The sequence below is a fragment of the Anaerolactibacter massiliensis genome (assembly GCF_900290205.1).
Classification (GTDB): Bacteria; Bacillota_I; Bacilli_A; order Erysipelotrichales; family Erysipelotrichaceae; genus Bulleidia; species Bulleidia intestinalis.
Genome location: NZ_OLMH01000002.1, coordinates 129,776 through 155,622, shown reverse-complemented (window position 1 = coordinate 155,622; position 25,847 = coordinate 129,776). Strand labels below are relative to the sequence as shown.

26 protein-coding genes and 1 tRNA gene are annotated in these 25,847 nt (G+C 50.3%); 3 read left to right on the top strand and 24 right to left on the bottom strand.

The window, feature by feature from the left end; translation table 11 throughout:
- Positions 1–5: 5 nt before the first annotated feature.
- The 6 genes from C7E00_RS04300 to C7E00_RS04275 all read right to left on the bottom strand — a co-directional run bounded on the left by C7E00_RS04300 (position 6) and on the right by C7E00_RS04275 (position 7,085).
- The gene (locus tag C7E00_RS04300; RefSeq protein ID WP_105303124.1) at positions 6–1,136 is read right to left on the bottom strand and encodes an ABC transporter ATP-binding protein; all 1,131 of its coding nucleotides are present in this window, start codon (positions 1,134–1,136) and stop codon (positions 6–8) included.
- A 31-nt stretch (positions 1,137–1,167) separates the two neighbouring features.
- Positions 1,168–2,247, bottom strand: coding sequence for an extracellular solute-binding protein (locus C7E00_RS04295; protein WP_105303123.1), 1,080 nt, complete (start codon positions 2,245–2,247; stop codon positions 1,168–1,170).
- 182 nt (positions 2,248–2,429) lie between these two features.
- Entirely contained in the window at positions 2,430–3,776 is a 1,347-nt protein-coding gene (gene gdhA / locus C7E00_RS04290; protein ID WP_105303122.1) for an NADP-specific glutamate dehydrogenase, read from the bottom strand.
- A gap of 3 nt (positions 3,777–3,779) precedes the next feature.
- Positions 3,780–4,160, bottom strand: a complete 381-nt coding sequence (locus tag C7E00_RS04285; RefSeq protein ID WP_105303121.1) for a DUF4186 domain-containing protein — start codon at positions 4,158–4,160, stop codon at positions 3,780–3,782.
- Entirely contained in the window at positions 4,144–5,820 is a 1,677-nt protein-coding gene (locus C7E00_RS04280) for an acyl-CoA dehydratase activase (RefSeq protein WP_105303120.1), read from the bottom strand. The genes C7E00_RS04285 and C7E00_RS04280 overlap by 17 nt, the downstream gene beginning before the upstream one ends.
- Positions 5,817–7,085, bottom strand: coding sequence for a 2-hydroxyacyl-CoA dehydratase subunit D (locus tag C7E00_RS04275; protein ID WP_105303119.1), 1,269 nt, complete (start codon positions 7,083–7,085; stop codon positions 5,817–5,819). Before C7E00_RS04275 ends, C7E00_RS04280 begins: the two co-directional genes overlap by 4 nt.
- Positions 7,086–7,190: 105 nt before the next feature.
- Between C7E00_RS04275 and C7E00_RS04270 the strand changes: the two genes are divergently transcribed.
- Positions 7,191–7,676: a hypothetical protein gene (locus C7E00_RS04270; protein WP_105303118.1), complete on the top strand. Its 486-nt coding sequence runs from the start codon at positions 7,191–7,193 to the stop codon at positions 7,674–7,676.
- A 2-nt stretch (positions 7,677–7,678) separates the two neighbouring features.
- Positions 7,679–8,110, top strand: coding sequence for a TM2 domain-containing protein (locus C7E00_RS04265; protein ID WP_105303117.1), 432 nt, complete (start codon positions 7,679–7,681; stop codon positions 8,108–8,110).
- A 253-nt stretch (positions 8,111–8,363) separates the two neighbouring features.
- On the opposite strand, the gene C7E00_RS04260 is transcribed toward C7E00_RS04265, so the two are convergent.
- From C7E00_RS04260 to C7E00_RS04235, 6 genes are all read right to left on the bottom strand, one after another.
- Positions 8,364–9,665, bottom strand: a complete 1,302-nt coding sequence (locus C7E00_RS04260; protein WP_105303116.1) for an IS3 family transposase — start codon at positions 9,663–9,665, stop codon at positions 8,364–8,366.
- Between the two features lie 20 nt (positions 9,666–9,685).
- Positions 9,686–10,126 (bottom strand): hypothetical protein, encoded by a 441-nt coding sequence (locus tag C7E00_RS04255; protein WP_105302473.1) that lies wholly within the window; start codon positions 10,124–10,126, stop codon positions 9,686–9,688.
- Between the two features lie 13 nt (positions 10,127–10,139).
- The gene (locus tag C7E00_RS04250; protein ID WP_105302474.1) at positions 10,140–12,074 is read right to left on the bottom strand and encodes an IS3 family transposase; all 1,935 of its coding nucleotides are present in this window, start codon (positions 12,072–12,074) and stop codon (positions 10,140–10,142) included.
- Positions 12,075–12,151: 77 nt separating this feature from the next.
- Positions 12,152–12,640 (bottom strand): CinA family protein, encoded by a 489-nt coding sequence (locus C7E00_RS04245; protein WP_167836458.1) that lies wholly within the window; start codon positions 12,638–12,640, stop codon positions 12,152–12,154.
- A 5-nt stretch (positions 12,641–12,645) separates the two neighbouring features.
- Complete coding sequence (locus C7E00_RS04240) at positions 12,646–13,236, bottom strand: hypothetical protein (RefSeq protein ID WP_105303114.1); 591 nt, start codon at positions 13,234–13,236, stop codon at positions 12,646–12,648.
- Between the two features lies 1 nt (position 13,237).
- On the bottom strand, positions 13,238–13,648 hold the full coding sequence (locus tag C7E00_RS04235; RefSeq protein WP_105303113.1) for a hypothetical protein: 411 nt from the start codon (positions 13,646–13,648) through the stop codon (positions 13,238–13,240).
- A gap of 105 nt (positions 13,649–13,753) precedes the next feature.
- Here C7E00_RS04235 and C7E00_RS04230 point away from each other — a divergent pair.
- Positions 13,754–13,830 (top strand) — tRNA-His (locus C7E00_RS04230).
- Positions 13,831–14,209: 379 nt separating this feature from the next.
- On the opposite strand, the gene C7E00_RS04220 is transcribed toward C7E00_RS04230, so the two are convergent.
- From C7E00_RS04220 to C7E00_RS04175, 12 genes are all read right to left on the bottom strand, one after another.
- Complete coding sequence (locus C7E00_RS04220; RefSeq protein WP_105303111.1) at positions 14,210–14,425, bottom strand: phage holin; 216 nt, start codon at positions 14,423–14,425, stop codon at positions 14,210–14,212.
- A complete protein-coding gene (locus tag C7E00_RS04215) occupies positions 14,412–14,693 on the bottom strand; it encodes a hypothetical protein (RefSeq protein WP_135358157.1) in 282 nt (93 codons plus the stop codon). Before C7E00_RS04215 ends, C7E00_RS04220 begins: the two co-directional genes overlap by 14 nt.
- A gap of 59 nt (positions 14,694–14,752) precedes the next feature.
- Positions 14,753–16,045 carry an FtsB/FtsL family cell division protein gene (locus C7E00_RS04210; RefSeq protein WP_135358156.1) on the bottom strand — a complete coding sequence of 431 codons (1,293 nt, stop codon included), beginning with the start codon at positions 16,043–16,045 and terminating at the stop codon, positions 14,753–14,755.
- Positions 16,032–16,181 (bottom strand): hypothetical protein, encoded by a 150-nt coding sequence (locus C7E00_RS16140; RefSeq protein ID WP_167836457.1) that lies wholly within the window; start codon positions 16,179–16,181, stop codon positions 16,032–16,034. Before C7E00_RS16140 ends, C7E00_RS04210 begins: the two co-directional genes overlap by 14 nt.
- Positions 16,178–16,303, bottom strand: coding sequence for a hypothetical protein (locus tag C7E00_RS16605; protein ID WP_275656050.1), 126 nt, complete (start codon positions 16,301–16,303; stop codon positions 16,178–16,180). Before C7E00_RS16605 ends, C7E00_RS16140 begins: the two co-directional genes overlap by 4 nt.
- A 1-nt stretch (position 16,304) precedes the next feature.
- A complete protein-coding gene (locus C7E00_RS04205; RefSeq protein ID WP_105303108.1) occupies positions 16,305–16,622 on the bottom strand; it encodes a hypothetical protein in 318 nt (105 codons plus the stop codon).
- A complete protein-coding gene (locus tag C7E00_RS04200) occupies positions 16,567–17,697 on the bottom strand; it encodes an RNA-directed DNA polymerase (protein WP_167836456.1) in 1,131 nt (376 codons plus the stop codon). Before C7E00_RS04200 ends, C7E00_RS04205 begins: the two co-directional genes overlap by 56 nt.
- 340 nt (positions 17,698–18,037) lie before the next feature.
- A complete protein-coding gene (locus tag C7E00_RS04195; RefSeq protein WP_105303106.1) occupies positions 18,038–19,588 on the bottom strand; it encodes a hypothetical protein in 1,551 nt (516 codons plus the stop codon).
- 11 nt (positions 19,589–19,599) lie between these two features.
- Positions 19,600–20,229 carry a hypothetical protein gene (locus C7E00_RS04190; RefSeq protein WP_105303105.1) on the bottom strand — a complete coding sequence of 210 codons (630 nt, stop codon included), beginning with the start codon at positions 20,227–20,229 and terminating at the stop codon, positions 19,600–19,602.
- A 227-nt stretch (positions 20,230–20,456) separates the two neighbouring features.
- Complete coding sequence (locus tag C7E00_RS04185) at positions 20,457–22,880, bottom strand: phage tail spike protein (RefSeq protein ID WP_105303104.1); 2,424 nt, start codon at positions 22,878–22,880, stop codon at positions 20,457–20,459.
- Complete coding sequence (locus C7E00_RS04180; RefSeq protein WP_105303103.1) at positions 22,877–23,593, bottom strand: hypothetical protein; 717 nt, start codon at positions 23,591–23,593, stop codon at positions 22,877–22,879. Before C7E00_RS04180 ends, C7E00_RS04185 begins: the two co-directional genes overlap by 4 nt.
- Entirely contained in the window at positions 23,590–25,833 is a 2,244-nt protein-coding gene (locus tag C7E00_RS04175) for a phage tail tape measure protein (RefSeq protein ID WP_105303102.1), read from the bottom strand. The genes C7E00_RS04180 and C7E00_RS04175 overlap by 4 nt, the downstream gene beginning before the upstream one ends.
- Positions 25,834–25,847 lie beyond the last annotated feature (14 nt).

Below are 25,847 nucleotides of genomic sequence, written 5' to 3'. Positions count from 1 at the left end.
GAAACTCACGCACCTTTCTTCAGAAGATCCAGGTCATTGACGACGCCAGTCATCAGGCTCCTGCTTCCATCCTCATTGAACAGATTCAGTTTTTCAGTCTTCAGAAGCAGATGCACATCCGTGCCCTTCTCAATCATGGAATCAATGCTCGATTCCTGAATGATGACAGCCTTCTCTCCATCCATGAAATGCACGAAATACGTCGTATCAAGACCGAGGAATACCGCATCATCCACAACTGCTTCGACACCTTTTCCACCATCGGAAGGATCCACAACCATTTCTTCCGGACGGATCGAAGCAATCACATCCCGGTCATAAATTTCCTCCGGGCGGATCGTGTTCATCGGCACTTCAAATCCTGCCTTCAGCTGCAGATACGGAACTCCATCCCTGACAGCCAGATGCGCCTTCATCATATTCGTGCGGCCGATGAAGTTTGCGACAAACTGGTTGGCCGGACGCTGATACAGGTTCTTCGGCGTTCCTACCTGCTGAATGTCGCCATGATTCATGACCGCGATCCGGTCGCTGACCGCCATCGCTTCTTCCTGGTCGTGAGTGACATATACCGTCGTGATGCCGACACTGTGCTGAATTTCCTTGATGACCGAACGCATCTCGACACGCAGCTTCGCATCGAGGTTGGAAAGCGGCTCATCCATCAGCAGCACATCCGGCGTGATGGCCAGTGCTCTGGCCAGGGCAACACGCTGCTGCTGGCCGCCGGAAAGACGCTCTGGCATCCGGTCACGGTACTGATCAATCTGCATCAGCTTCAGGAATTTATCCGTCTTCTCCTGAATCTCTTCTTTCGGGAGCTTTCTCTGCTTCAGGCCGAAGGCAACATTCTTCTCGACGGTCATATTCGGAAACACCGCATAGTTCTGGAACACCATGCCGATATTCCGCTTTGCCGGATCCATGTCATTGATCCGGACATCATTGAAATAGAAGTCTCCTCCTTCAATGGAATTGAAGCCGGCAATCATCCGAAGCAGCGTCGTCTTACCACATCCGGAAGGACCAAGGAGGGTGAAGAATTCACCCTCCCTGATATCCAGTGATAAGTCGGAAATGATGGTATGATCGCCGTATTTCTTCACGGCATCCTTGATCCTGATATTCACACTCATATTCGACTCTCCTGAAAAGAAATGATAAAGCTTACTCTACACTGCTCGTGAAGATATCCGTCCAGCGCTGCTGCCACTCAGCCTTGTGCTCTGCGCAGTAGTCAATGTCTTCATACGCAACGTTGATCTCAGAGAACGGCGTCATCAGATCAGTCGTATTCTGAATGCTCGTATTTGCCGGACGAGCAGTCGTTGTCGCAATTGCCTGCTGTCCTTCATCACTCAGCAGGAAGTCGATGAACTTCTTCGCATTCTCTTCGTGCGGAGCACCCTTGATGATTGCAACCCCTGCCGGCAGCCATACAGCACCCTCAGACGGATAGACCAGCTTCAGGTTCGTAGCACCATCTACCAGCAGACCAACGCACGGATCTTCATAAGAGACACCGACAGCATACTCACCATCTGCAACTCCCTTGTAGATCTTGGAAGAAGAATCAAGCATGATGCCATCCAGGTTCTTCGCAAATTCTTCGACGAACGTCCATGCGTCCTCATCATATTCGCCAGGAGTTCCCATAACCAGCAGCATATTCGTGAGCTCTGCCCATGCACTGGAGGAGTTTGCCGGATCTCCCATCGCGATATGTCCCTTCAGTTCCGGCCACAGCAGATCTTCATACGAAGTGAAGTCATCCGGATTCAGGCCGAGTTCTGCAAAGACATCCGTATTGACTAAGAGAGCTGCCGAACCATCGAGGCAGTAATGGGAAATGATACCTTTATAATTCTGATATTCCTTCGGAAGCAGCGTATCATTCGGAGACGTATATTCTTCAAAGTTATCCGGATACTTCTCCAGCTGCGAAGGATTCATTCCGCCGAACATGACATCACCCTGCGGATTCTCCTTTTCCGAATCGATACGGGTCTGCAAGTCACCGGTACCAGCAGAAATCACTTCCACCTTGATTCCGGTCGCCTGTTCAAACGCAGGGATCGTTGCATTGATCAGAGAATCCGTATTCGGCGAATAGACGACAAGGGTATTATCTCCGGAATCTGCTGCAGCAGAGCTGCCTGCAGAAGCAGTATCGGAAGACGAACCTCCGCATCCTGCCAGGCTTACCGCCATCATGAAGCCAAGAGCGACACTCAAAACGCGTTTCATTATCTTTTCCTCCCTATTTTTGAATACAAACGCTTTCTGACTTCATTATCACACGGTACCCTTCCGGATTCAAACATTTTGTAAATTTCAGGTAAATATTTATTTTCTCCGGCTATTTCTTTACAATCCGTCAGAAAAAGACTCCTGCCGAAGCAGGAGCCTTCAGATATGTTCTTTCTGTCTCAGACAAGTCCCTGGGCGATCATCGCTTCCGCAACCTTCTCGAAGCCGGCAATATTCGCACCGACCACGAAATCGCCCGGACATCCATAGCGTTCTGCAGCTTCAGAACTCTTCAGGTAGATGCCTCTCATGATCTCCTTCAGCTTGCCATCAACCTCTTCAAACGTCCAGGAAAGACGCTCGGAGTTCTGCGACATCTCCAGTGCAGACACCGCAACCCCGCCGGCATTAGCAGCCTTGCCCGGCATATACAGAAATCCGCTGGAAACCCGTGCTGCCTCATACGCATCTACCGCATCCGCATCAGACGGCATATTTGCGCCTTCCGCGACACACCAGCATCCATGTTCAATCAGAGTCTTCGCATCCTTGCCGCTGATCTCGTTCTGAGTTGCGCACGGCAATGCGATATCGCACTTCACGCCCCATGGCTTCTGACCCTCGAAATACTGAGCTGCCGGTACCTTTTCCAGATATTCCCTGATTCTGCCGCGATGACCCTGCTTGATCTCCAGAACGACATCCAGCTGAATTCCATCCGGATCATAGATATATCCATTCGAATCAGACATCGTGACAACTTTTGCTCCAAGCTCCTGTGCCTTCCTGCATGCATACTGCGCGACATTGCCGGAACCTGAGATGACAACCGTCTTTCCAGCCAGTTCCTTTCCGGCACCTCTTACCATTTCCTCGGTGATATACACCAAGCCATAGCCAGTAGCTTCCGGTCTTGCCAGAGAACCTCCGAAGGAAAGACCCTTGCCCGTCAGAACCCCCTGATACTGGCCAGTGATCCGCTTGTACTGACCATACAGATAGCCGATTTCGCGTCCGCCTACGCCAATATCGCCTGCCGGAACATCCTGGTCCGGGCCGATATACTTATACAGCTCGGTCATGAAACTCTGGCAGAAACGCATGACTTCGGCATCTGATTTTCCTTTCGGATCAAAATCAGAACCACCCTTTCCGCCGCCGATCGGCAGTCCGGTCAGGCTGTTCTTGAACACCTGCTCAAAGCCGAGGAACTTCAGAATCGACTGATTCACGGACGGATGGAACCGCAGTCCTCCCTTGTACGGACCGATCGCAGAATTGAACTGCACCCGATAGCCCAGATTCACATGAATCTTGCCGGAATCATCCTGCCACGGAACCCGGAATGTGATGATCCGCTCCGGTTCGGTCAGCCGCTCCAGCAATCCGTTCTTCCGGTACAGTTCCTCATTGGCATCCACGGCTGGTGCAATCGATTTCAGCACGCGCTTGGCTGCCTCCAGGAACTCCGGTTCGCCCGCATGTTTTGCGGCAAGTGAAGCATATACTTCTTCAGAATACGACATGTACTAATCCTCCCTCTTCTGAACTGATTCTTCTTTCATTTCCCTCTCGATCCACGCCATCAGGAGATTCACGATTTTCTCCTGCTGCACCTCGCTCAGCGGCACGCCTTTCGGAACCCGGTACCACTTCTGCAAACAGCCGCGGCAGCAGCACGCACATGCATGCTGAGCCGGGAAGACCGGATGTCCATGCGTCGGCGTCTGCCGGCCATCATGAAGCGGGTATGCCGGTGCCAGCCGTTCCCGCACAAAATCCCTGCAGTGGCTCCGGATGGTATCCATTCCCTTCTTGCGGACATATTCCTTTTCTTCTGCATTCAGATGAAACGACGCCCGGAACGAAGACCTGCTCAGTTTTTCCAGAGCCTCATCGATTGTCTGCATGCACGCCGACCTGTTCCAGCGCAATCAGCGCCGCTCCGATCGAGCCGCAGAGCTGTGAATCCGGAGAGACGAAGATCTTCTCTCCGAGTTTCTCTTCCAGGCACGCGACCACCCCGGCATTCTGCGCCACTCCGCCCGTCATGATAAACGCCGGCTCCATGCCGATCCTGCCGCCAAGCAGCGCAGTTCTGGAAGCGACCGAGCGATTCAGGCCATGGATGATATCTGCGGCCGGAACATTCTGCGCTACCAGGCTGACCACTTCGGATTCCGCAAATACCGTGCACATGCTGGAGATCGTCACTTCATTCTTCCACGAAAGACCAAGCTCAGACATCTCGGCAAGCGATAACCCGAGTGCTCTTGCCTGCATCTCCAGGAACCTTCCGGTTCCGGCTGCACACTTGTCATTCATCACGAAATTCTTCACTGACCCGTTCTCATCAATGCGGATCACCTTGCTGTCCTGGCCGCCGATATCAATGACCGTGCGGGCATCCGGATCCAGGAAGTGCGCCCCTCTTGCATGACACGTGATCTCAGTCACGGAAGCCGAGCCGACACCGATCGTCTCCCGGCCGTATCCTGTCGTCACGATCGCACTCAGTTCTTCTTTCCGGATGCCTGCTTCACGCAATGCCTGTTCCAGCGCTTTCTCCGCGCCGCTGGCCGCACCTGCTCCGGTCGGCAGAATCGCTCGTCCTAGAATTCTGCGATTCCGGTCCATGACTACCGCATCTGTGCTTGCGCTGCCGCTGTCGATTCCTGCAACATATACCCGATCAGGATCACTGACCCGGATCGAACTGATCTGACTCATTCCAAGCTCCTCCCGGAACGCCTCCAGCCGCGTCTTCAGCTGTCCGCTGTTCTGCCTTGTCGTATCCGTCTCGATCTTCAGAATCGGAAGATCCGGATTCTTCTTTTCTTCCATGTATTCAAAGCTGTAATAATCGCAGAACTTGATCGTATGGAAGATTTCTCCTGCCGGACGTTTCTGATACTCCGGATTCTTTCCGCCCCGGTAGCACATCCGCATGCATGCCTGATCCTGATTCAGGAGCGCATAAGCATACCAGTGAAAGAAGGAAGCTTCGCTTTCCGCTTCTCTTCTGAGATAGCGATTTCCGGTACACGTATCATCGATCAGTTCAATATCCGGAAACACTTCACCGATCTCTTCTTTCAGAACTCTTCCCCCATGAGCGCCGATCAGCCGCAGAAAGGAACCGGAAGGCTCCTTCCGGGGATTCTTCTGCTGCTTCTGATATGCGTTCACCGCTTCTGAAACCTGAAACGGTTTCCCGGAATACTCCTGATAAGCATCCTTCAGGCGGATCAGTTCCTGCTCGAACAGCTTCAGTTCTGCTTCGCCGTTCTTATGCGGAAGCGGCAGCAGATACAGGAATCTGACGGTGCCTGATGCTTTCAGCACATCATAGACTCTTCTTGTCGCATCACAGCAGTCAGTCAGAATCACGCACTCAGCAGACAGTCTTCTGATTTCTTCAATTACCGCCTTGGCATAGCTGCACATATTCGGATGAGAACATGAATCCGCACACTCAAACCCTTCCGGAGAAGGATCGAGCCGCTGGCAGGTTTCCTGGAACCCCGCCATCAGTTCCTCTGGCGCATATCGGCATGAGGTATAGATCATTTCATCCCTCCCAGCATTTCCATGAACGCTCCTAACCGGGTGGAAATCTGCCCGTCTGAGGTATTGGAGCGATCCACTCCGTCCCCATTCAGAATCAGCGTCGGAAATCCCGCCGCCTCCAGCTGCTGCTTGATATACGGAGAAGCACCGCACGTCTCCTTGCAGCCCCAGTGGCAGAACAGCACGACGCCATCTGCAGAAACCTTCTGAGCCATTTCCTCCGCCGCCCGGATCCGGTCAGATATCGGTCCGTTATACGGATCATAGACCAGACGTTCTGCCATGAAGCGGAACGGATCATCTGTATGATAATTCTGCCAGACATCATAGCTCAGCTCGGTTGCCGCAACGTGCTGGTCAGGCCGGTAATTCAGCAGTTCCTGGGCACTCTTCTGCCAGAACGGATTCGTATGCATCCAGAGAATCCGCTTTCCCTCATCCAGAGACACATGCTCAAAATCTTTTTTCAGAAGCCGGGAATACTCCAGCGCTTCCTCGCTCCCCAGCGCATTATGCATCATCAGCGCTTCATATAATTCCGATGTCAGATCGCCTGGCAGATATCTCGTCTTCCGCAGCGGAATCGTCTTCTGAATATTCCGGATCGTTTCTGCACTGCGATCGGTATACATCTTCAATAAGCCAGGATCAAGACGTTTTCCTTCCCGCTCTTCCAGGGCAGCGGCCAGTTCCTTCAGTTCCTGCATGACATACTCCACGGAATATTCTTCCTTGCGGTATGGAACCTCCACATAAAACTGGGGTGTGCCCATCTTTTCCGACAATGCCCGGAAGGTCAGATTATTCGCATCGCAGGCAAGCGAAGTATTGATGATATAGCGAGTCGAAGGAAGCACTCCAGTCAGGGCTGCTCCCATCACGACTTTATGATAGCTGCAGTACGTATCCGCAATGCCAGCTTTCTCTGCCGCCTCTGCAAATGCCTTCTCGGCACCTGCCCCATTGAGATACGTGGAAAACATCTCCGCGCAGATCGGCGAAATACCGAACGCATGCAGCAGCTCGCATGGCATGAAGATGCTGACCATCGCTGCGTGTTCCGGATGCGAGAAACCGTCAACCATGAACTTCATGCATGCATCAGCCAGATACCGGCGGGATTTCGGCTTACGCTGATCCGGGAAATGATGCTGATACCAACCGAACAGCTTATAGGCCGCAAGGATCTCTTTCCGGATCCGTTCCGGATGTGCTTCTGCATTCTTCCCGACGTGAACGCCGAACTGATCAATGATTTTACTCATAACAGTTAAATATTACCGTATATTGCTCCCGCACAGCACCAAAATGATTGTCTACTCAAATAAACCGAAAGAGTTTATCATAAAAATAAGAGGAGGATCACGGCAATGGAAAAGCAGACACCTGGTTTCGAACACCTGCGGCAGAATGTGTGCACCATCGCGTTATACGGCCATGACCAGCCTTATTTCTTCCGCGGAACACTGGTTCTCAGGACTTATTATACCGATACCCGCACGCACAAGATCGATGCCCTGCGCACTTCAGCCTACGCAATGGACACGATGTTCTATGAGACCAATAAAGTCATCCGTTCCGCTCACCGGGAACCGTATTCCGAAGCAAGGCACCTCGTTACCGCACCTGCAGACATGCTAGGCAATCCATATCGGATCTTATACAACCGCAGAGCGCTTCCCGGAGCGATGGAAGACAATTCCATCGTGCTGCTGCGCTCACATGATCCGGAAGCCAGAGGCCTGGCGATTGTCGCCAAGCTTCAGGAAAACGGCACCTTGACATGGCTGAGAGAAGATGAAGCCCGTCAGGTCCAGAAAGTTCTTTCTGCAATGATGAATTATGAGGAGGAGTAACAATGGAATGGTATTGTCCGAACTGCGGAGCTGAAATACGCTCCGGTGCACATTTCTGTCCGAACTGCGGGGCAAAGCTGGATGACTGGGAGCCGAACAAGAAACAGTACCAGTATCAGGAACAGCCACAGCCCGAACCGTTCTATCAGAACCCTGACAGCAGGGATTACTTCACGGACAATTCGTTCATACCGGACAGCAGATGGCCGGTCAAATCAAAAATCGCCTACGGAATCCTTGCGATTCTGCTCGGCGATATCGGCATTCAGTACTTCTATATGGGTGAAACCACAAAAGGAATCGTCAGCATCTGCTTCTGCTGGACTGGCATTCCTGCTCTGATCGGCCTGATCCAGGGCATCGTTGCCCTGTGTTCCAGCGATGAAGAGTTCATGCGCAAGCATCACGTCATCACCGATACCTGGCGCGGATGAGAAAAACTTGGTCTGATGAGAAAAGTAAAGTGGCCCCGTTGTCAAGGACAGTTTTCTGACAGTTCGGGTTTCTGAGGGTCACATGCATTGATCAAGACGGAAGACAGCTGAATCATAGCTGTCTTCTTTCTGTATTCAGCAGGTTTCAGAGAGATGTTTCCGGATCATCAGTGCTCGGATGATTCATTCTGCGCATGACGAAAACATCTTCTGGCCAGGGGAAGTAAGCTGCTCTATTCTTTCTGTGCCTGTATCAGTAAAGAGCGTCCATTTCTGTGACGTAGTCAAATGGCGGTGTGTTCTTCCATTCCTGCGGATTCTCAAGCTTCTTCTTCAGTTCTTCATCTGCTGTTTCGTAAGCTTTTCCTGCTGCTCTCACTCGCTCCAGAAGTGCTTCCAGTTCTCTGATTTCCTCATTGGAGTCTTCAATGAGCGTATTCAGTTTCTGAATTTCTTTCTTCAGCTTCTTCTGATCTGTCGCAATGATGTGCATCGGAAGGAGCTTCTTTTCTGCTTCCTTCTTCTTCTGAACGTTTTCTTCCCGCTTCTTCTTCAGATAGTTCAGATGATCCTCTACCAGGCTTTCAACCGGCCTCATCCGATCTCCTGCGATACCGTAGTAGTTATCTAATGGATAGACTCCTGTAGTCTTGTACTGATAGAACTCCGCAGGAGTAAGACCTGCAAGATCATACTGATCAGCTTTCTCATTGTAGTGCTGCATATAGCCTGCAATCAGACCTCTGACTGTCTGATAGTCCGGACACATCTCGATCAGCTTCAGAAGCTGGCACTTCATTCTTCCGAAGAAGGATTCCATCGGTGCGTTGTCCTGGCTGTTCCCTCGCCTGGACATGGACTGCACGAAGCCGTCATCTTCGAGCAGCTTCTGAAAGGTAACGGACAGGTACTGACTCCCCTGATCGGAATGAATCAGAGCGTCCGGATGATTCAGTTCGCTGCGATGCTGGTCCATCATACGGTGATAGGCTTCTGTAACCAGAGAGACATCCATATGCCTGCTTACTGCTGATCCCAGGATTTCCCTCGTGAATCCATCCTTGAACGCACACAGATAGCAGAGCTCGCGATTACTTCCATAGTAGAGATAGGTAATGTCTGTCAGGATCACTTTCCGCGGGCTGTCACCGAAGTCACGATCGACATAGTTCTGCTTGGCATCACATGGATGGAAATGAGTTGCCTGTCCCTTATAGGCATCTTTATGAGGGACATATGCGGTAATGCGCATTTCTTTCATCAGTCTGGTGATCCGTTTTCTGCTCACCCTGAGATCGTAATCACGCCACAGGTAAGTACGGAAGGTCCGCGCTCCGGGAATTCCGCAGTGCTTATGGATGATTGAGATCATCTTCTCCTTGATCTCCCGGTCTTCTTTCTGCGTTTTCGTTTCCACAGGATTCTCAAATCGTTTCTTCCAGCTGTAATAGCCGCTGGAACTGCAGCCGAAGATCCGGAACAGATCTGATGCCGAGAACTGATGAACATGTCCTGCTGGCTGAGTCTCCTGCTTCTGAAGAGTGTAATACACCATTCTGAACTTCTGATGGTTCTTCAGTTCGGATTCGATGATGTATTCGTCTCCGCCAATAGTTCGTGTACTTTTTTTTCCAGTTCGAGCAGTGCTTCCAGATAAGCTGTCCGTGCTTTGTAATAAGCGGCTTCTTCCTCCGGCGTCAGATCTCCCATCTCATCACGGGGAATACTCCCGTCAAATCTGGAAGGATCAACGAACGATCCGTCTTTCTCCATCTCTCTGGCACGCTTGGCAGCACTGTTTGCACGATCAGTACCCAGTTCCTTTACCGGGAAGCCGAGTGATTCATAAGCTTCCACTCCCGTCATTCCTTTGTTCATCTGCTGACACATCCTGATATAGAACTCCGTCTTGTAGATCAGATTCGTTCCGTGAATGTCCTTCACGTATTCGTTCTTCTCTGCAATTTCCTGAATGGCACTGCGTTTCTCGTAATACTTCGTTTTCTTCTTACCCATCTCTATTACCTCTCTATGATTCCGATGGTATCACAGCACCAAGATCTGCAGCGTGCTTCCGTGCCTTTTCTGCAGACCTGGCCATCATGCGGTCATACTTTGCCTGTTCCCTGGAAAGGTATTCCTGGTATTCCTGCTCAGAAAGATTGTTCAGATAGACGGCAAAGTCCATCGGTGTCTTTCTGCCGCGGTTCCATTGCGGCCGTTCAAAGTTGTAATAGTCAATGTAGTCATTGATTTTCTGCCGGATCTCAGACGTATCATGGGCATCGGAGAAGTCAGCTTCATCTTTCATATGCCCGAAGAAGGATTCCATGGATGCGTTATCCCAGCAGTTTCCACGCCGTGACATGGACTGAACGAATCCCATCTTCTTCAGCTTCTTCTGAAACGCATCGGAAAGATACAGTGCCCCCTGATCGGAATGAAATACCATTCCTGTCGAACAGACGGTATTCTGATCCTGATCTTTCATGATTCCGCTCAGCATCTCATCAGTAAGGTTCAGATCCTGTGTATCGCTTACTGCAGAAGACAGAATCAGGCCGGAAACACTGTCTTTGATCGGAGAGTAATAGGAAGTATTTCCCCGGCAGTCTTTGATATAGGTGACATCTGTCATGACCTGTTCATAAGGTTTCCCAAGACGAAATCTGCGCTTCAGCACATTCTCTTTCCGGTTCCTCTGAAGCAGTTCTCTGGCTGCCTGCCTGGATTTCTTCGGTGCTCTGACCGTACACAGCAGTCCGGCCTTTCTCATCAGCCTCTGAACTTTCTTGCGGTTCATGACCGTCTTCTGCAGCTTCGGCATCATCATGGTCACCATGCGGGTTCCTTTCGGATATCCGCGGTATTCAATCACTTTCCTGATCCGTTCAATGTCTTTCTCATCCTGACGCTGTTTTCCGTTGGAAACATAGTATCTCAGACGATAGAAGCGAGAGTGGCTGAAGCCGAGGATTCTGCACGCACCGCTGATCGAGAATCCTCTGACGTAAGGGAAGGCTTTCACCTGATCATGAATGAGATCACACACTTTCCGGAGAGTCTCAGGAGAAGTAATACGAAGGCTTTCTCTTAGCTCACTCATTTTTCTCTCTTCCATCTTCTCCATCAGCTCGCACAGTTTCTTCGCGGTGCTGAGATCCAGAGCGGCAAGATGAACCTTTCTGTTAACACGATCCGGCTTCCAGTGCAGAAGCTTATATCGAATCCGCATCAGTTCTCCCGCGCTGAGCAAGTCTGCAGGAATCTCAAATACCTGCATTACATCCAGAATCGGAAGGTCTCTGATCAGATAAGCACATTCATAGAATTCTGATCGGAGGGAAAGTTTTTTCCGGGTGACTGTTCTGACCCAGGAACAGCTCTTCAGTTCAGAAATCACTTCATCGGAACGGAAAAATTTACCCGTAACAGGTAATTTTCCTTCCAGAAGGAGTTTAAGCCTATGGATTCTCTGATAACCGATCCGGTTCGGATCAATGCCGTGCTCCTTCAGAAGCGTTCTAAGGTCAGTGCCAGGATATCTCCTTATCGCTTCTTTAACGAACGCATCTGAAAAAGAGATGCCGCCACGAGCTCTGACGAATACTCCGGTGTCAATGAGCAGCTGGATTTCTTCTTCTGAAAGCTTCGGCGCAGAAACAGAAATCGAAGGCCCATTTCCATTGGTGGGGTGACCATGTTTTCTGAAATTCTCAGTCAGTTTCTTAATCACTTGGTTCCCTATCATTTTCGTGGAGATTCCATTGTTCTCCAGGAACTTGCGGATCTCGTGATGAGAGACATACCAGTCATACATCCGGCATCTGAACTCATAGGTGAATGCGATGTGATTCGTCCGGATGAATTTCACATTCGGATTAGCCTGGAGAATCTGGATTTCCTCTGGAGAGAAGAATACATAATCAGTTTTAGGATTGCGTTTTCTGGATTTTCTGCCCATAAAAATGGCCCCTGCAGGAGGACCTCAGCACTGTCAGAGTGCTGTCCTTTCTACAGGGACCACTTTAAAGAGACCCGTCACGGTCTCTTTTCGTTTCTGATGTCATTCAGCAGATCCTTCAATGCCTGCAGACACGCTGCTTCTCTGGTCTCCTGCCGGCTTCCGGAGAAATGATATTCTCTGACAGCGGTCTTTCCGGATACATAGGTTCCGATATAGACCAGTCCGTCTTCTTTATTCTCCATCCCGGTCGGGCCGGCATTTCCGGTGACCGACACACACGCCTCGCATCCCATGCGCTCTGCTGCTCCGGAAGCCATCGCGGCAGCACATTCTTCCGAGACGGCACCGACCGTATTCAGAATCTCTTCCGGAACTCCGGCAAGGATATGTTTCTCTTTCGTCATATACGTGACTAATCCCCCTGCCAGCACCTCTGAAATTCCCGGAATGTCTCCGAGTGCTGAAGCAACCATCCCGGCTGTCATGGACTCACACGTGCACACCGACCACTTTCTCTTCAGCAGTTCTTCCTTAATCTGTTCCGCAACCAGATCTTTTTCCATCTGCATTACCCTCTCTGATAAGTAATATCCGGATTCTCCGGCTCCATCCTGCTTTTCAGCATGGCAAGCACATCTGCTTCAGAAACACCAAAGCGAGAAGGATACAGAACCCGATACTCATGACCATCCCGATCCCGGAACGAAACGAGAAATGTATCTCCGCCATTCTGGCCGGAGATTCCATGCGTTTCCGAAGGCTTTGCAATCCGGATGGAAACAGAACTCAGTTGCTTCATCCGGATCAGGAATAAGCCTGCCTGCTCCTGAACCAGGACATACCGATTCAAGAGCAGCGCATTGCCGAACACTTCTCCATTTGCGGCATCCTGTTCCAGCTGGGAACGATCTGAAGCAGAAATCCTGTCCCATGATTCTTCTGCTCTCCGGAATTCCAGAAAATACGGAATCAATATCAGCAGAAGAACTGCAGTCACCGCAATTGCCGGAATCAGCTGCTCTCTCAGAAACAGAACCACTACGATCACAATTGCTGCGGCAGTCACATTTCTGAGCGTGCTCGAAGATTGCCATGAAGCAGCACCTTCATCCAGTTCCCCGATCCGATCTTTCAGGTTCGGATATTCATCCAGTTTCATGTCAGCTCTCCATTGCATGCTTCATCTTCTCTGCCGCCATAGAAGCAGCAGCGTCTGCCGCTTCGTCCTGCGGAAGAATCAGATTGATCTTCCTGACCGCATCCGTAAGACTGATCAGCGTCCTCTGAAGCTCACGCTCCGATTTCAGAACTGCTTCATAGTTTCCGCTCTCAGAGATTTCCAGATACTGAGCAAGAATCTGATCCAGATACGGCAGATATCTTGCATAAAGATTCTTCAGTTCTTTCTCCCCGCTGTCAAACAGGTACTGGGTTTCTTTCAGAGAACCAAGCACGCTGATGAGACTTCGCAGACTTGTCTGCACGTTTTCGTTTCTGATCTTCGCAGAATACTGCTCCAGCAGACGGATCTGTTCAGCTGCCTGATTCAGCCGTTCTTCTTTATCTGTCATAGCTTCCAGTTTAATAGTTCTTCAAGGTTCTGCAACCGGCAAGCCCCCGAAAAAAATGGGCCTTGCGTGTATTGGCAGATTAGGTTAAAATATTACTCGCACCTGGCGGTTATGGTGAAGTTGGTTAACACACTGGATTGTGGCTCCAGCACTCATGGGTTCGAGTCCCATTAACCGCCCCATAAGTCTATTAGAAAAGTCGCATAACAATGCGGCTTTTCTTATGCCTTCAGGCAATTTAGCTACGATTTTAGCTACGATTGTTCAAAAACCTATGCAAGCATGTAGGCATAAAAAAAAAAAAAAAAAAAAAAAAAAAAAAAAAAAACCTCCCGGTTTCCCGAGAGGATGTTCACAAATAGTTTGAGTTAATTTGTCCGAATTAACTGTTTTAATAAGGAAAAGCAACCGTTTTAGCTGGCCTGCATTATTACAATGCTCGCTGTCACGTTCGGGCGTGACGGCCCGGTCCCGGTCTCTCTCCGGTACGTCGGGGCTGTGATGATTGAATGGACCGTCTTCATAGATGAAAACGTCCATAGATCGGCGGATCACCTCCCTTCAGTCTTCTGAATCGGTATTGTCTTTGTAATAATTGGAATTGCTGATTCCAGTAATCACACCGAGAAATGTAGCGATAGCGGCAATCGTCAGCGTGATCGTGCTGGTGTCCCACCCATAGATGGTCCCCAGGGAACTGATTAACGTGATCAGTGCTGGAACCACGATCATTAGTGCCCATTTCAGTAATTTATAAACATTTTCATTCAGAATCATGATTATCCTCCTTGCTGCACATCGGCAGTTTATTTACCTCATCCATGATTTTCTTTGCCGTGCCATTTCCTCCGAGATTCTGATACGGCACAAAAAGGTAATCATGGAGGTTTTCATATTCTTCTCTGCTGATGCATCCCTTATCTAGATATTTCTGCCCGAGATACGTTATCCGATCATGACCAAGACCGCGAAGTGATGCCTCGACCTTATCAAGTTCGTCAGAAATGATGTCTTTCTTCTGATCATGCCGCTGGAGTAGATACAAGATAATACTGCATCCGCCTCCAGTTAAGAATGCCGTCATAAATGTCTGCCAGAATGGATTCACTTGCTGCCTCCATTCAAAGCAGAAATTGCTGCAGCAATTCTTGCTTCGTAGTCTTTCTTCAAATCGGTTGCGGTCTGCAGATTCTCCTGATTGGTCTTCTGCAGAGCTTCATATTTTGCCTGCATAGCGGCCAGCTGTGCGCATTTTTCCTGGTACATGGACTGATAGTCGCTCGGATGGTTATCGCTCGAATCAGCCGGTTTCTCGGTCTCAGATGCAGGCTCATAGAAAACCAGAATGTCTCCCACAGCTCTGCCTGATGTCTGCGCATCCACGGCCTTTGAGCCATCCCAGTATCTCTGCTGCGCGCTGCCGATGCCTCCGGATCCTCCGTCCAGAATGGCCAGGCTGTCTGCCCCGTATGCCTGCAGGCCAGACCATAATGCTTTTGCTGTAATTGGCCCCTTGGAAACACCTTTGACGAACGATCCATCAGACATGTGAGCGATGTAAGACTGCCATACCGACTCTGTCAGAGCTTTTAGGCCGTACTGTGGCGCATACTTCGGAGTCTTATTTGTGGCGTAAATTGCTTTAGGAGCGCACATCATCTGATAAGCCTCCGGATTGCGATATGCCCCGTCCCAGTCTCCATAAACTACAGCGCCATCAGCCTGAATCGCATAATATAGATAGTGCGTGCTGTCCATCGGTTCGTCCACCTGGCCATTCAGGCAGACTCTCGGGCCGTAAACCGTGCCAGCCAAATCAAACAGGTTGTTCCCTGATCTCTCATAAATCAGGATGCCGTCCATGTCGATCTGATCCAATCGTTTCAGACCGCCAGCATTGATAAGCCCTACCTTCCTATCTGACTTGTATGCTGTGACTTTGACACCGGAGATCGTAATCTCCTGGTATCCGTCTTTCAGTTCCATCTTCTCCCATCCTTTCCACCGTAACGCACCTAGTGCATCGGAATAGTTTGTTCTCTTGTCGCATGCTCTCCTGGATATGCTCTGGTTAGTACCGAACTCGATATCCGGGGAATAAAAAAAGCAGACGTGACTACTCTTGTGTGTCTTGCCCCCTCGCTTTGCGTGAGGGAATAGTACCATGTCCCCGTCCCGGAAATGGCCAGGCTTGATAAAGTCAAACCACTTTGCCCATTTCTGGCGGTTGTACCAGATGTTGTCAGCGTAGCCATCGCCACCGATCGGAGCAGCATAATTTTTGCATCCGATTACTCGTAGAAATTCTTTGAATAGATCTACACATTGCACACCTGCCACGCCGTCAACGTCGCGGCCCCATCCCATGTATTTCTGATGAAATTCATCTGGTGTCATCCTGCTTTTCCTCCGGGATATTTGAGACTGTAACTGTACTGTTATGCATGATCACATCGTTCAGATCTACTTTGAAATGCTCAGCGATGATCGCCTGAATGTCAGATTTGTCGAGCAGAATGCAGTTCTTAATCATTCCGAGATCTCCACACCGTACAGATCCAGGTATGCTGCACGAACTTTGTCCTGGTATTTCTCAGCAACATCAGTGATCTTCATGAATCCGTCATGGATTCGTCTTGCAAGGAATTTGTACATGTCATTCTCCTCCCATCTGTGCCAGTGCCATGTCCTGGACTGCCTGTTCCAGTTCTGCCAGACGTTCTTCTGCAGATGGCTCTGCCGCTGGCTGATAGTTCAGATAGCTCTCAGGGCTTTCATTGATCCTGGTTAGATCTATTTTTCCGGTCTCATCCGTGAATTCGTTGAAATCGTAAACATACTGAGTGTATGCTTCGCCTTCTTCTGGAGTAATGGTTTCCGTCTTTTCGTTCAGACAGATCTGTACTGTTGTTTTTTCATCAACCGTGAACGACTGAACTGCTGGCTGCTTGCTGTCGAATTTTGCTTTTGTCATAGGTCGATACCACCTTCCTTGCGGTTCTCATTGTTCCGCTCGTTCTGTACTTTCGCTGAAATCTGCAGCTGTTTGTGTGTTTGATAAACAGACCGTCATAACTGGTCAGAGATCTCGCATTCCTGACTGTCGGATGTGAACCAAATTTCCGGATTGCCTGTTTCACTTTGACGTAATTTCGATGACGCATCGTGATCCGATCTCGATAGATCCTGTATCCAAGTACATCCACATGCGCATCTGCATTGCGATGGCTGAGGCTGATGATCTTCCAATCGCTTTTTATCTCCAGACCACTATGTGCTGCACATTCAATCAGACCATTCACTGCTGAATGGATGCCTTTCGCAGACGATCCGAAAACATAGATATCGTCCATGTTAAACATGACATGCTTAACTGCATTGATCCGCTTTCCGCGTCTCTCTGTGAAAAAGCACCCATCTTCCAGGAAGTGATACAGATCTGAAAGATAGAGTGCGCAGAGCCTGATGGACAGATAGCTTCCGATCGGAAGACCTTTGTCTGATGTTGCCAATAGGCAGCTGATCAGATAGATCAGATCATCGTTCTTCACATGTCTGCGCAGCCATATCATCATCTTCCGTTTACTAATATTCGGATAGCATTTGTGGATGTCACAGATCGCGGCATATCTCACATCAGTGTCATTCATCCATTGCTGTATGACTTTCACACCGAATAGTGTTCCTTGCCCTTTCTTACATGCGATCTGGTATTGACCTATTCTTCCGGCAATGTCATCAAGTGCATCATACGCAAGATAGTCGTAGATCTGCTGCTTGATATGTTCGATGGTGATGTGTCTCAGCTTGCCATTCGATCGGTCATACCGCTCTGCATGTCTGACTGGCGGAAGATCTATGTTTCTTGTTTCGATCTCTTTCTGAAGCATGGAGATCAGCTTGTCTTCCGATCCATCACACCATCGCATCAGCTCTTTCACATCGCTTCGACGATAGGCTTTCAAGCCTTTATGCTCAAAGCATTCGTGAATTGCTCTTCGGATCAGCTCAGTGTCTGTAATATCAACATTTTTACATTTACGTTTCATTAGTATTCGATTAGTGCCGTGGTACGAGCGTTCGTTCTGAACTACTAACCCGTCTGTTTTTTCGGCCACTTTGTGCATTCCGCACAGGTACATCAGCTGCTAACTGACACAGCGCTTGGTATGAGCGCGCACGGTAAAGTGATACATGAAAAGCCGACTAGCACTATTTGCAGCAGCCGTAGTTCCAGTTCGCGTTCGAGAGCCCGTTCCTCAGGTTGACATTCGCAAGGCCATCGTTCGAACCGTTCCTCAGGTTGCCAACTTCTTTACCGCACCCCGAAGGTTCAAGGGGAGATCCCCTCTGGGGCTTCGCCCCATTCACCCCCTAAAACAGGGGTTCCTAATCGCAGCAGCCGCAGTTCCAGTCCGCGCCCGAGAGCCCGGCCCCCAGGGAGACAACCGCAAGGCCACCGCCCGAACCGTCCCACAGGGCGCCAACCGTATACCGTTCTCGAAGATCTCCAGCAGATCCGCTCTGCGGTCCCCATACTCGATCACCTGTTCCGGTTGAATCAGAGCCGCCGATCGTGGATGGCCACATCATTCCACGTGTATCTACGTCAATGTCACCGCTCCTGTAATCTCCAGAAGATGCTGGAATCTTTCCGGCTAGAACATATCCAGTGTGTGCATTCGCAACGTGCGCAGTGCCTTTCGGTGCAAAATACTGCAGCCAATCACCGTTCGAATCTTTTTCTGACATTGAATTAGATTCGATGAATGCCTGCCCCCATGCAAATTCAGTCCCGAGAATTCTGAACGGATGTCTTCCGTCTGTATTGGAAAGATACGATCCATCGTTATGCCCGATGACCTGATCAGTCTCTGCGGTAAAAGATGGGAAGAACTTAACATAGTACGTTGTCGCTGTTGTGATCGTAGAAGAAAGCTCAAGATTCAATGCAGTATAGACTGTGCTGTCGATCGTCACAGACTCAACGCTGAGAATTTTGACTCGATCAGCGATATCGTGAGAAGTAGCAGTTCCCCAGTCAGCACTTGCAGATCCAATCGAGATACATGCTCCGGCATAGAATCCGGCATTGTTGTTAGCAAGCAGAACGCGCTTCACGCCAGTCTCTGCATATGCGACCTGAATGCTGTATCCGGAAGTGCTGACATGACCGTTGAAAATTTTCTGAACATTCTTGGTTGCATACTTGATGATTAACATCAGCATGCCCCATAGATTTCTCTCTGATCCTGCTCCCCAGTATCCAGTCCCTTTCTTCTGGAAAGCTGTAATCATGGAGTTGTATGAATTGTTGTACGCCGGAGCCATGCCAGGCTGAGACCTGAGTAGGCCATCCGATGCGGTAACAGCTGCAAAAGCAGAATGAACATAGAATGGAAGCACTGTTCCATCTGTCTTCACTGCTTCGCACCATGGGACAAGCCCGAGTTCAGGATGCGGAGCGTCAGCCATGTAATAGATGTCATATGTCCCATGATGTTCTACATTCCACCAGAATGTTGCGTACACGTTTCCGACATCGTATGCTCCTGTTGTCTTGTAATTCGGAGAACCTTCCAGAGCAGTAGGTCTGGCTGTTCCATCGTCATCTCTGGTGTAGTTGCATCGCGTCCATCTGAAGATAGGAGACGCATCAGTGAAATCATCTTCTCCTTCTGTCGTGTCAGTAGATGCTGCACAGGTAAGGCTCGCACTATCTTTCAGTCTTTCTCCAGCAGATGATGTGTTCGAAGCATAGCGATATATCTTCGTTGCAAACACTTTTCCTGTTCTGCTGGCGATGAAGCTTTCAGCGATCTCTTTTTCTAGATCAGACAGCACAGATGCTTTGCCTTCCTGAGCATCAGCGATTCGCTCAAGTGCAGCCGCCATGCGTCCGCCCTGTGCATGGTCGATAAATGGTGAGAATTCCGACATATTGTCTCCTTTCAGCTATTTTTGAAAACTCCGAACAGACCAGTGTCTGGATCTACTCCGAGCGAGTACTGAGCTGCTCCTGCATATCCTGCCGCAGTCGTAGCTGAAGCAGATGCAGATGCCGCAGAATCAGAAGCTGACTTTTCAGATGCAGATGCGCTGCTTGCAGAAGATGCCGCAGAAGAAGCAGATGCTGATGCAGATTCCATGTATTTTTTCGCATCGACGATGTTCTTAGCTGCTTCTGCGATCAGCGGAAGATCTGTTTTCGATACGGTAACATCACTCTTCAGAGCAGATGGTTCCACTCTTAGCACGATCGAAATTGTTCCGATGACCTGAGAACCGAAAATGATCCGAATCTCAGAAGGAATGTCTCCAGATAGTACTGTCATCTGATCCTGGACTGTGAACGTCACCGTCGATCCGCTGATCGTTGCAGCATATTCAAATCCAGTGTTGTCAGGCTTCGTACCTCGGATCGTTGCAGATGCACCGGACGGTGCAGAAAATAAAGCAGAGCCATCATAGACTGTGCATGTGATGGTCCTGCTCTCTCTGTCGTACTGTTTCAGATGAACAATTGGAGGAACACCGGATGGAGTAAGATTCAGGTTAACTGTTTGAGTCTGGATTGGCATCGTTTTCATCCTCATGTAATTCGGTTGTCTCAGAAACTTTAGATGTCTCTGAAGCTTCATGCTCTTCTCGGCACTTGATCTGAAGGTTCTGAAGCTGTACCTGGTATAGTGCCGCCTTCAGCACTAGTTCAATTGTGATTCCCGGAAGATTAGAATTGTTTATGCAAGTAATAATTTGGTTTTCGAATGTTTTTACGCTAGTTGCTAGAGTATTCATAGTTTGCTTACTATACAAGTCCGTAATTTTTTAAAGCGGAAATCAATTGAGAGAGAGTGGCACTGGCGGTGAGTGTCGTCTTCGCATGTGGATACGCGCCAAAAAATCCAATATTTCCGTCAAATTTTGCCGCTCCATTCTTGACATGTAAAACAGTCGTATTTGCTGATGATCCACCAACCATCTTAATGTTGTACGTGCTTGAAACGTTTGAAAATGAAGGACATACATATATATCCCCAAATGTAGTGATATCACCTCCGCAAATAGATAATTTTCGTGTCGAACCATTAAAGACATCAATACCATTTTGCCCTATAACGATCTTTCCAGTTGAAGCTCCAGAGACACTAGTAGAAGGCTGTATGGTAATCCCGTTACTATCTATTTTCAATGCTGAGCTTTTCCAAGACGTTCCGGATATAGTCATTCCAGAAGAATCTATATCTATAATTTTCGATCCACTGGAATTATATACATCAATTCCGGAAGCAGCATTCGAGCCTTTAATAGTTAACGTTCCAGTCTTTATGTTATTTCCGGAAATAGCAGTTGATCCATCCTTCAAATTTCCGACCGTTACATAGCCATCTAGATTAATCTTACTAGCACTAATGGTGACTGCTTCTGCAGACTGATTGATTTCGGAGATAATCGACGATTTTCCAACATAAGTTTTCGAAACTGTAGAGGATATAGAATCGGCTGACTGTGATATTGCTGAATTCATTTCTACAGTTGTCGAGTAGCTTTTCAAAGCATCGTCGGTGTGGCTGTTTGCATTGGATTCAGCAGTGTCTGCATAGCCCTGCGCCTTAGTATCATTTTCAGAAACGGTAGTTGCTAATGAAGAAACAGACGATTTGATTCCGGTAGCAGTGACATCAATCTCCGATTTAGTGTAGTAGCTTTTCAAAGCATCGTCGGTGTGGCTGTTTGCGCTTGTCAGTTTACTGCTGGCGTCCGTCTTCGTCTCGTACGCATGGAGGCTCAGCTCACCGGTGTCCAGGTTCCATGAGTTATTCCCCTGGCGGTCCTTCAGAATCCCCGTCGTGATGACCTGAGCGTTCAGGTCGCCGGTTGTGATGAAATCAGCGACGATCTCGCCGTCCTGTGTTATTGCGGTGCCGTATTCTCCGTTGATTCCCTTGGAAGAGTATCCCAGGCCGCTCAGATTCCAGCGCCAGACTTTTGTCGCTGTTGCTTCGTCTTCGGTGTCCATGATCAGGAGCTCCTGCGGTTTACCGTTGGCGTCGCTCTTGATGACGACGTGGCCGCCCTTTTGTCCGGTGATCAGATTCGTGGCCCTGGTGACTGCTCTTTCCAGATCAGAAGATGCCTGCTTCTGGATCTCATTCCTGTCAGGAGCCGCCGCGATCGTGGAAGCCAGCGAGCTCTTTGCGTCTCCGAGCGTGATGCTGTCGTATCGTTCAGCCAGCACGTCGTAGACGGTCGTGATGACCTTGGCCGTCGCATCGACTCCCAGCTTCTCGTATTTCACCGTCACGGTATCGCAGAGACTGACACGCTCCAGCGGAGCGATGTCTTTGTATTCCTCAGTCTGCCATAACTGCACGAAGGAAACGTCAAGGGACACCTTCGGGACTCCGATGTTGTTCGCCTTGATGTATTCCTGTGCCTTTGCATTGATCTGCGCAGCTGTCGGCGTTCCGTCTTCTTCCTTGAACTCGCTGGAAAGATCCAGCGCCAGGATCTTCGGCTCAGACGTACTGACGACCGTCTGAAGATCTCCGGCGATGGTTTCCTGGTCACTGTTCAGGACATACGGGTAGACCGCCGTGTAGGTGCTCTCGATGTTCTCATCCTGCTGGACGCTGGTGAGGTTCTTGCCGTACCGGATCACGACTCCGTTGTCAGATCCTCGATGCGCGTGCAGGATCACTTTCTCATTGTTGAACTCATACTCACCACCGAAGACGTCGAGGACAGATCCTTCCTGTCCTCCGAGCAGTGCCCTGAAGCTCTGCGGGTGGTCATTCGTGAACTGGCTGTCGCCGTTGTTGATGTCAGAGCTGAAAGAGAAGCCTATCCCGCCGATCATGTTGCTGATCATGCCTGAAGTGACCGTTGTGATGCCCTTCGCTGAGAACGGCTTAACGACTGCCTTGCTCAGGTCGTAGCTCAGATGCTGCGCGTCGATCGTGACCATGCCGTTCAGTGGCTTGCTGATGTGGTAGATCCGGAAAAGCTGAGGATCTGCCAGCTCGTTCGGTTTTGCTTTGATGCACCCGCCGATCACGATGTCAGCGTAGTGGATCCCGCTGATCGGGTAAGTCATGGACAGAGTGAAGGCACCGTTCCGGTCTTCCTGGACTTTGCAGGAAGTGGCATCTGCCAACCTTCCGACTCCGTTGGTCTTATCTGCCACCAACTGCGTGACTGTCTCCGCCTTGGAGTAAAGAATTGGGATCATAAGATAAACCACCTCGGGATGATCCTGACGGTCATGCCACTGGCCAGCTGGATCCCGTTCACTCCAGGAGACAAAACAGGGAAGGACCCCGTATTCAGTTCGAGGTCCTTGTTCCTGTTGGTCAGCCCTTCATAGCAGTCCTGGATGTCGCAGTCGATGACCGTGGCCCCGCTGTTTGCTGACAGTGTGACCGTCACGTCGTTGATCTGGATCGCTCCGGTTCCTGCTGTGACGATGATCTTCGGCTTTGCATCGAAGAGTGTCGGATTCTTGATCTTTCCGGATCCGGTGATCATGATCTCTTTCTCTCCATCCTTCAGCCAGCGCTGAGGCTTGCAGAGGAAGCTGAGCGTGTACTTGCCAGCCTCCAGCATGTAGACGTCCGGCTCTGTCGGTCCGGCGTATGCTGCCATGCGGTATTCGTCCGGATGATAGGTGTCTTCCAGCCTGTGATAACCGAAGTCGTGCGTCAGGAAGTCCCGCATGGCCATGAAGTTCTTGTCGAAGTCGTCAACGATGAAACCGTTGTAGCTGACGACCATGTTCTTATAGCGCTTGTTGTCGATCAGCAGGGACCCATCTTTCCCAGGGATCTCCACTTCCTCGTAGTCTCTCTCAGGAGCCTTGAAGGTTCCGTCGCCGTCCACGTAGGCGTGCCAGTCCTGTGTGCTCTTGCCGTTGTAGATCAGATAGTGATCGATGACTGGAATCATGCAAAAGCACCTCTCTTTCTGGCCACGTCCGCGTTGATCTTGTCGGCCACGATGTCAGCCAGCTCAGAAACATCCTGACCAGGTGCACCGTAGACGTTGATCGTCGTCCCGCCGTATGTGTTGGATGTTCCTGGAACGCTGTAGGCATTCCGCACTGCATCCGTGATCGTATTCAGCAGGAGATCCTGACCGATGACGATCTCAGCACCAGCACCGTCTCCGAAGCCTTTCAGTCCGGAAGCCGTAGGAATGACCGTCGGCTGATTGAATGCCACCGCCTGGCTGTATGCCTTGGCGTACCAGTCAACGGACAGGTGCGGAACGGACGGAGGCTTCAGGGAGAACTCGCCAACGATGGAGAAGTGCGGGAGCTTGATGTCCGGAAACTTCAGCACTGCATTCTTGAAGAACCCGCTGATCCCGTCGATGGCGCCTTTCACGGTATCCTTGGCCGCGTTGATCTTGTCACTGATGGCGTTCTTGACTGCATCCCACGCTTCCGTTGTTGCTGATGTAATGCCGTCCCATGTGCTGCTGATCGCATTGCCAAGGTCTTCGGCATATCCTTTGACGGTATCCCAGTTCTGATAGAGTGCAACGCCTGCAGCGATTGCCAGGCCGATTCCTGCGACCACCGGATTGAAGGAAAGCGTCAGTCCTCCTATCCCGCCGACCAGGTTTTCGACCACTTCGATCAGAGACCCGACCCCACTTATCAGCTTACCGCCGACACTCAGAACAGGACCGACTGCAGCCGCCACTGCCAAGGTCTTAACGATGGTCTGCTGCTGGTCTTCGCTGAGTCCGTTAAACCACTCGCCGACCTCCTGCACCTTCGTGCCAAGTTCCTGCAGTACCGGCATGGCAACGGTTGCGATGCTGTTGCCAAGTTCGGCACCTGTGATCTGGAGCTGGTTGAGCGTGAGCTGCCACTGATCGATCGGATCCAGTGTATTCGTGAAAGTATCAGAAACGGAACCCATTGAAGAGTTCAGACCGTCAGATGACGCTGTGAAGTTGTCAAGGCTAAGGACTCCGCTCTGCATTGCTGCATAGAGCTGAGGGCCTGCCTTGCTTCCAAAGATGTCCACGGCATCACCGGATGAACTGAACGCCTGCTGCAGGACGGTGGACATGTCTGTTCCTTCCTTAGCTGCTTCAGCCTGTGCTTTCTTCAGGCCGGTCATGACCGTGGAAGTGTCGATTCCTGATTTCTCAAGAGTGCCGAGCAGGTTGGCTGCATCGGATGCTCCTAGGCCAAGCTCCTGGAAGGCTGTCGCGTTGGTGGTCATCAGACTGGTCAGCGTGTCCATGCTGATGCCGGTGTTCTGTCCGACCACGTTCAGAGTGTCCAGGAAGCCGGAGGCATCAGATGCCTGAAGCCCGAAGGCGTCCATGGCTTTCTGCACGGAATCGATCGAGCTGCTCACATCTGTGCCATTGATCTGTGCGAACTTGATGAACTGTCCAGACAGCTCTTCGAGTGCATCACCCGTGAGCCCGAACCTGGTGTTCACCTCGCCGATCGCAGATCCGGCTGTCTCGAAGTCTGTCGGGATCGTTGTGGCCAGATCCTTCGCACGGTTCTGCATGTCAGTCAGTGCTTCGCCGGACGCTCCGGTCTTCGTGACGATGATGTCCATGCCAGCATCGACCTGTTTGAACGCGGCAATGGAAGCACCAGCCAGGCCGACGATCGGAGCGGTCACTCCCTTGCTGAGAGTGTCGCCGACCTTGGTCATGCCCTCGCCGACGTCCTTCATCTTCTTGCTGGCTTCTTCCAGCTCAGCGGCGAAGGCTTTCGGGCCTGTCGCATTCTTCAGTGCTGAGTCCAGTTTGTTGATGTCTGCTTCCGTGTTGTTCAGTTGCTGCTGGTAAGTCTGCAGGGCTGATGCTGTCTTGTCATACTCTGCCTGAGCGTTTGCGATCTCTTTCGTGTGATCGCCTTCGGCGCTCTTCAGTTCGTCCAGCTTCTGTTTCTGCTCTTCGAGCTTCTTGTTGCCCTTGTCGATGACTTCCTGCAGAGCTGTTCTTTTCTGCTTCGCCAGGTCGAGCTGCTTACTGAGCACTTCGGCCATGGCCTTGTTCTTCTTCTGGGCGCTGGTGCTTTCATCGAACGAGCTCTTGACCTTCTTCATTTCTGAGTTCAAGGTCTTCTGCTGGTTGATGATGTCGGACATCTGGCGCTTATATTCCGCTTCGCCGTCAATACCGATCTTCGGCCCGATGTTGGTCGCCATTGTTCACCACTCCC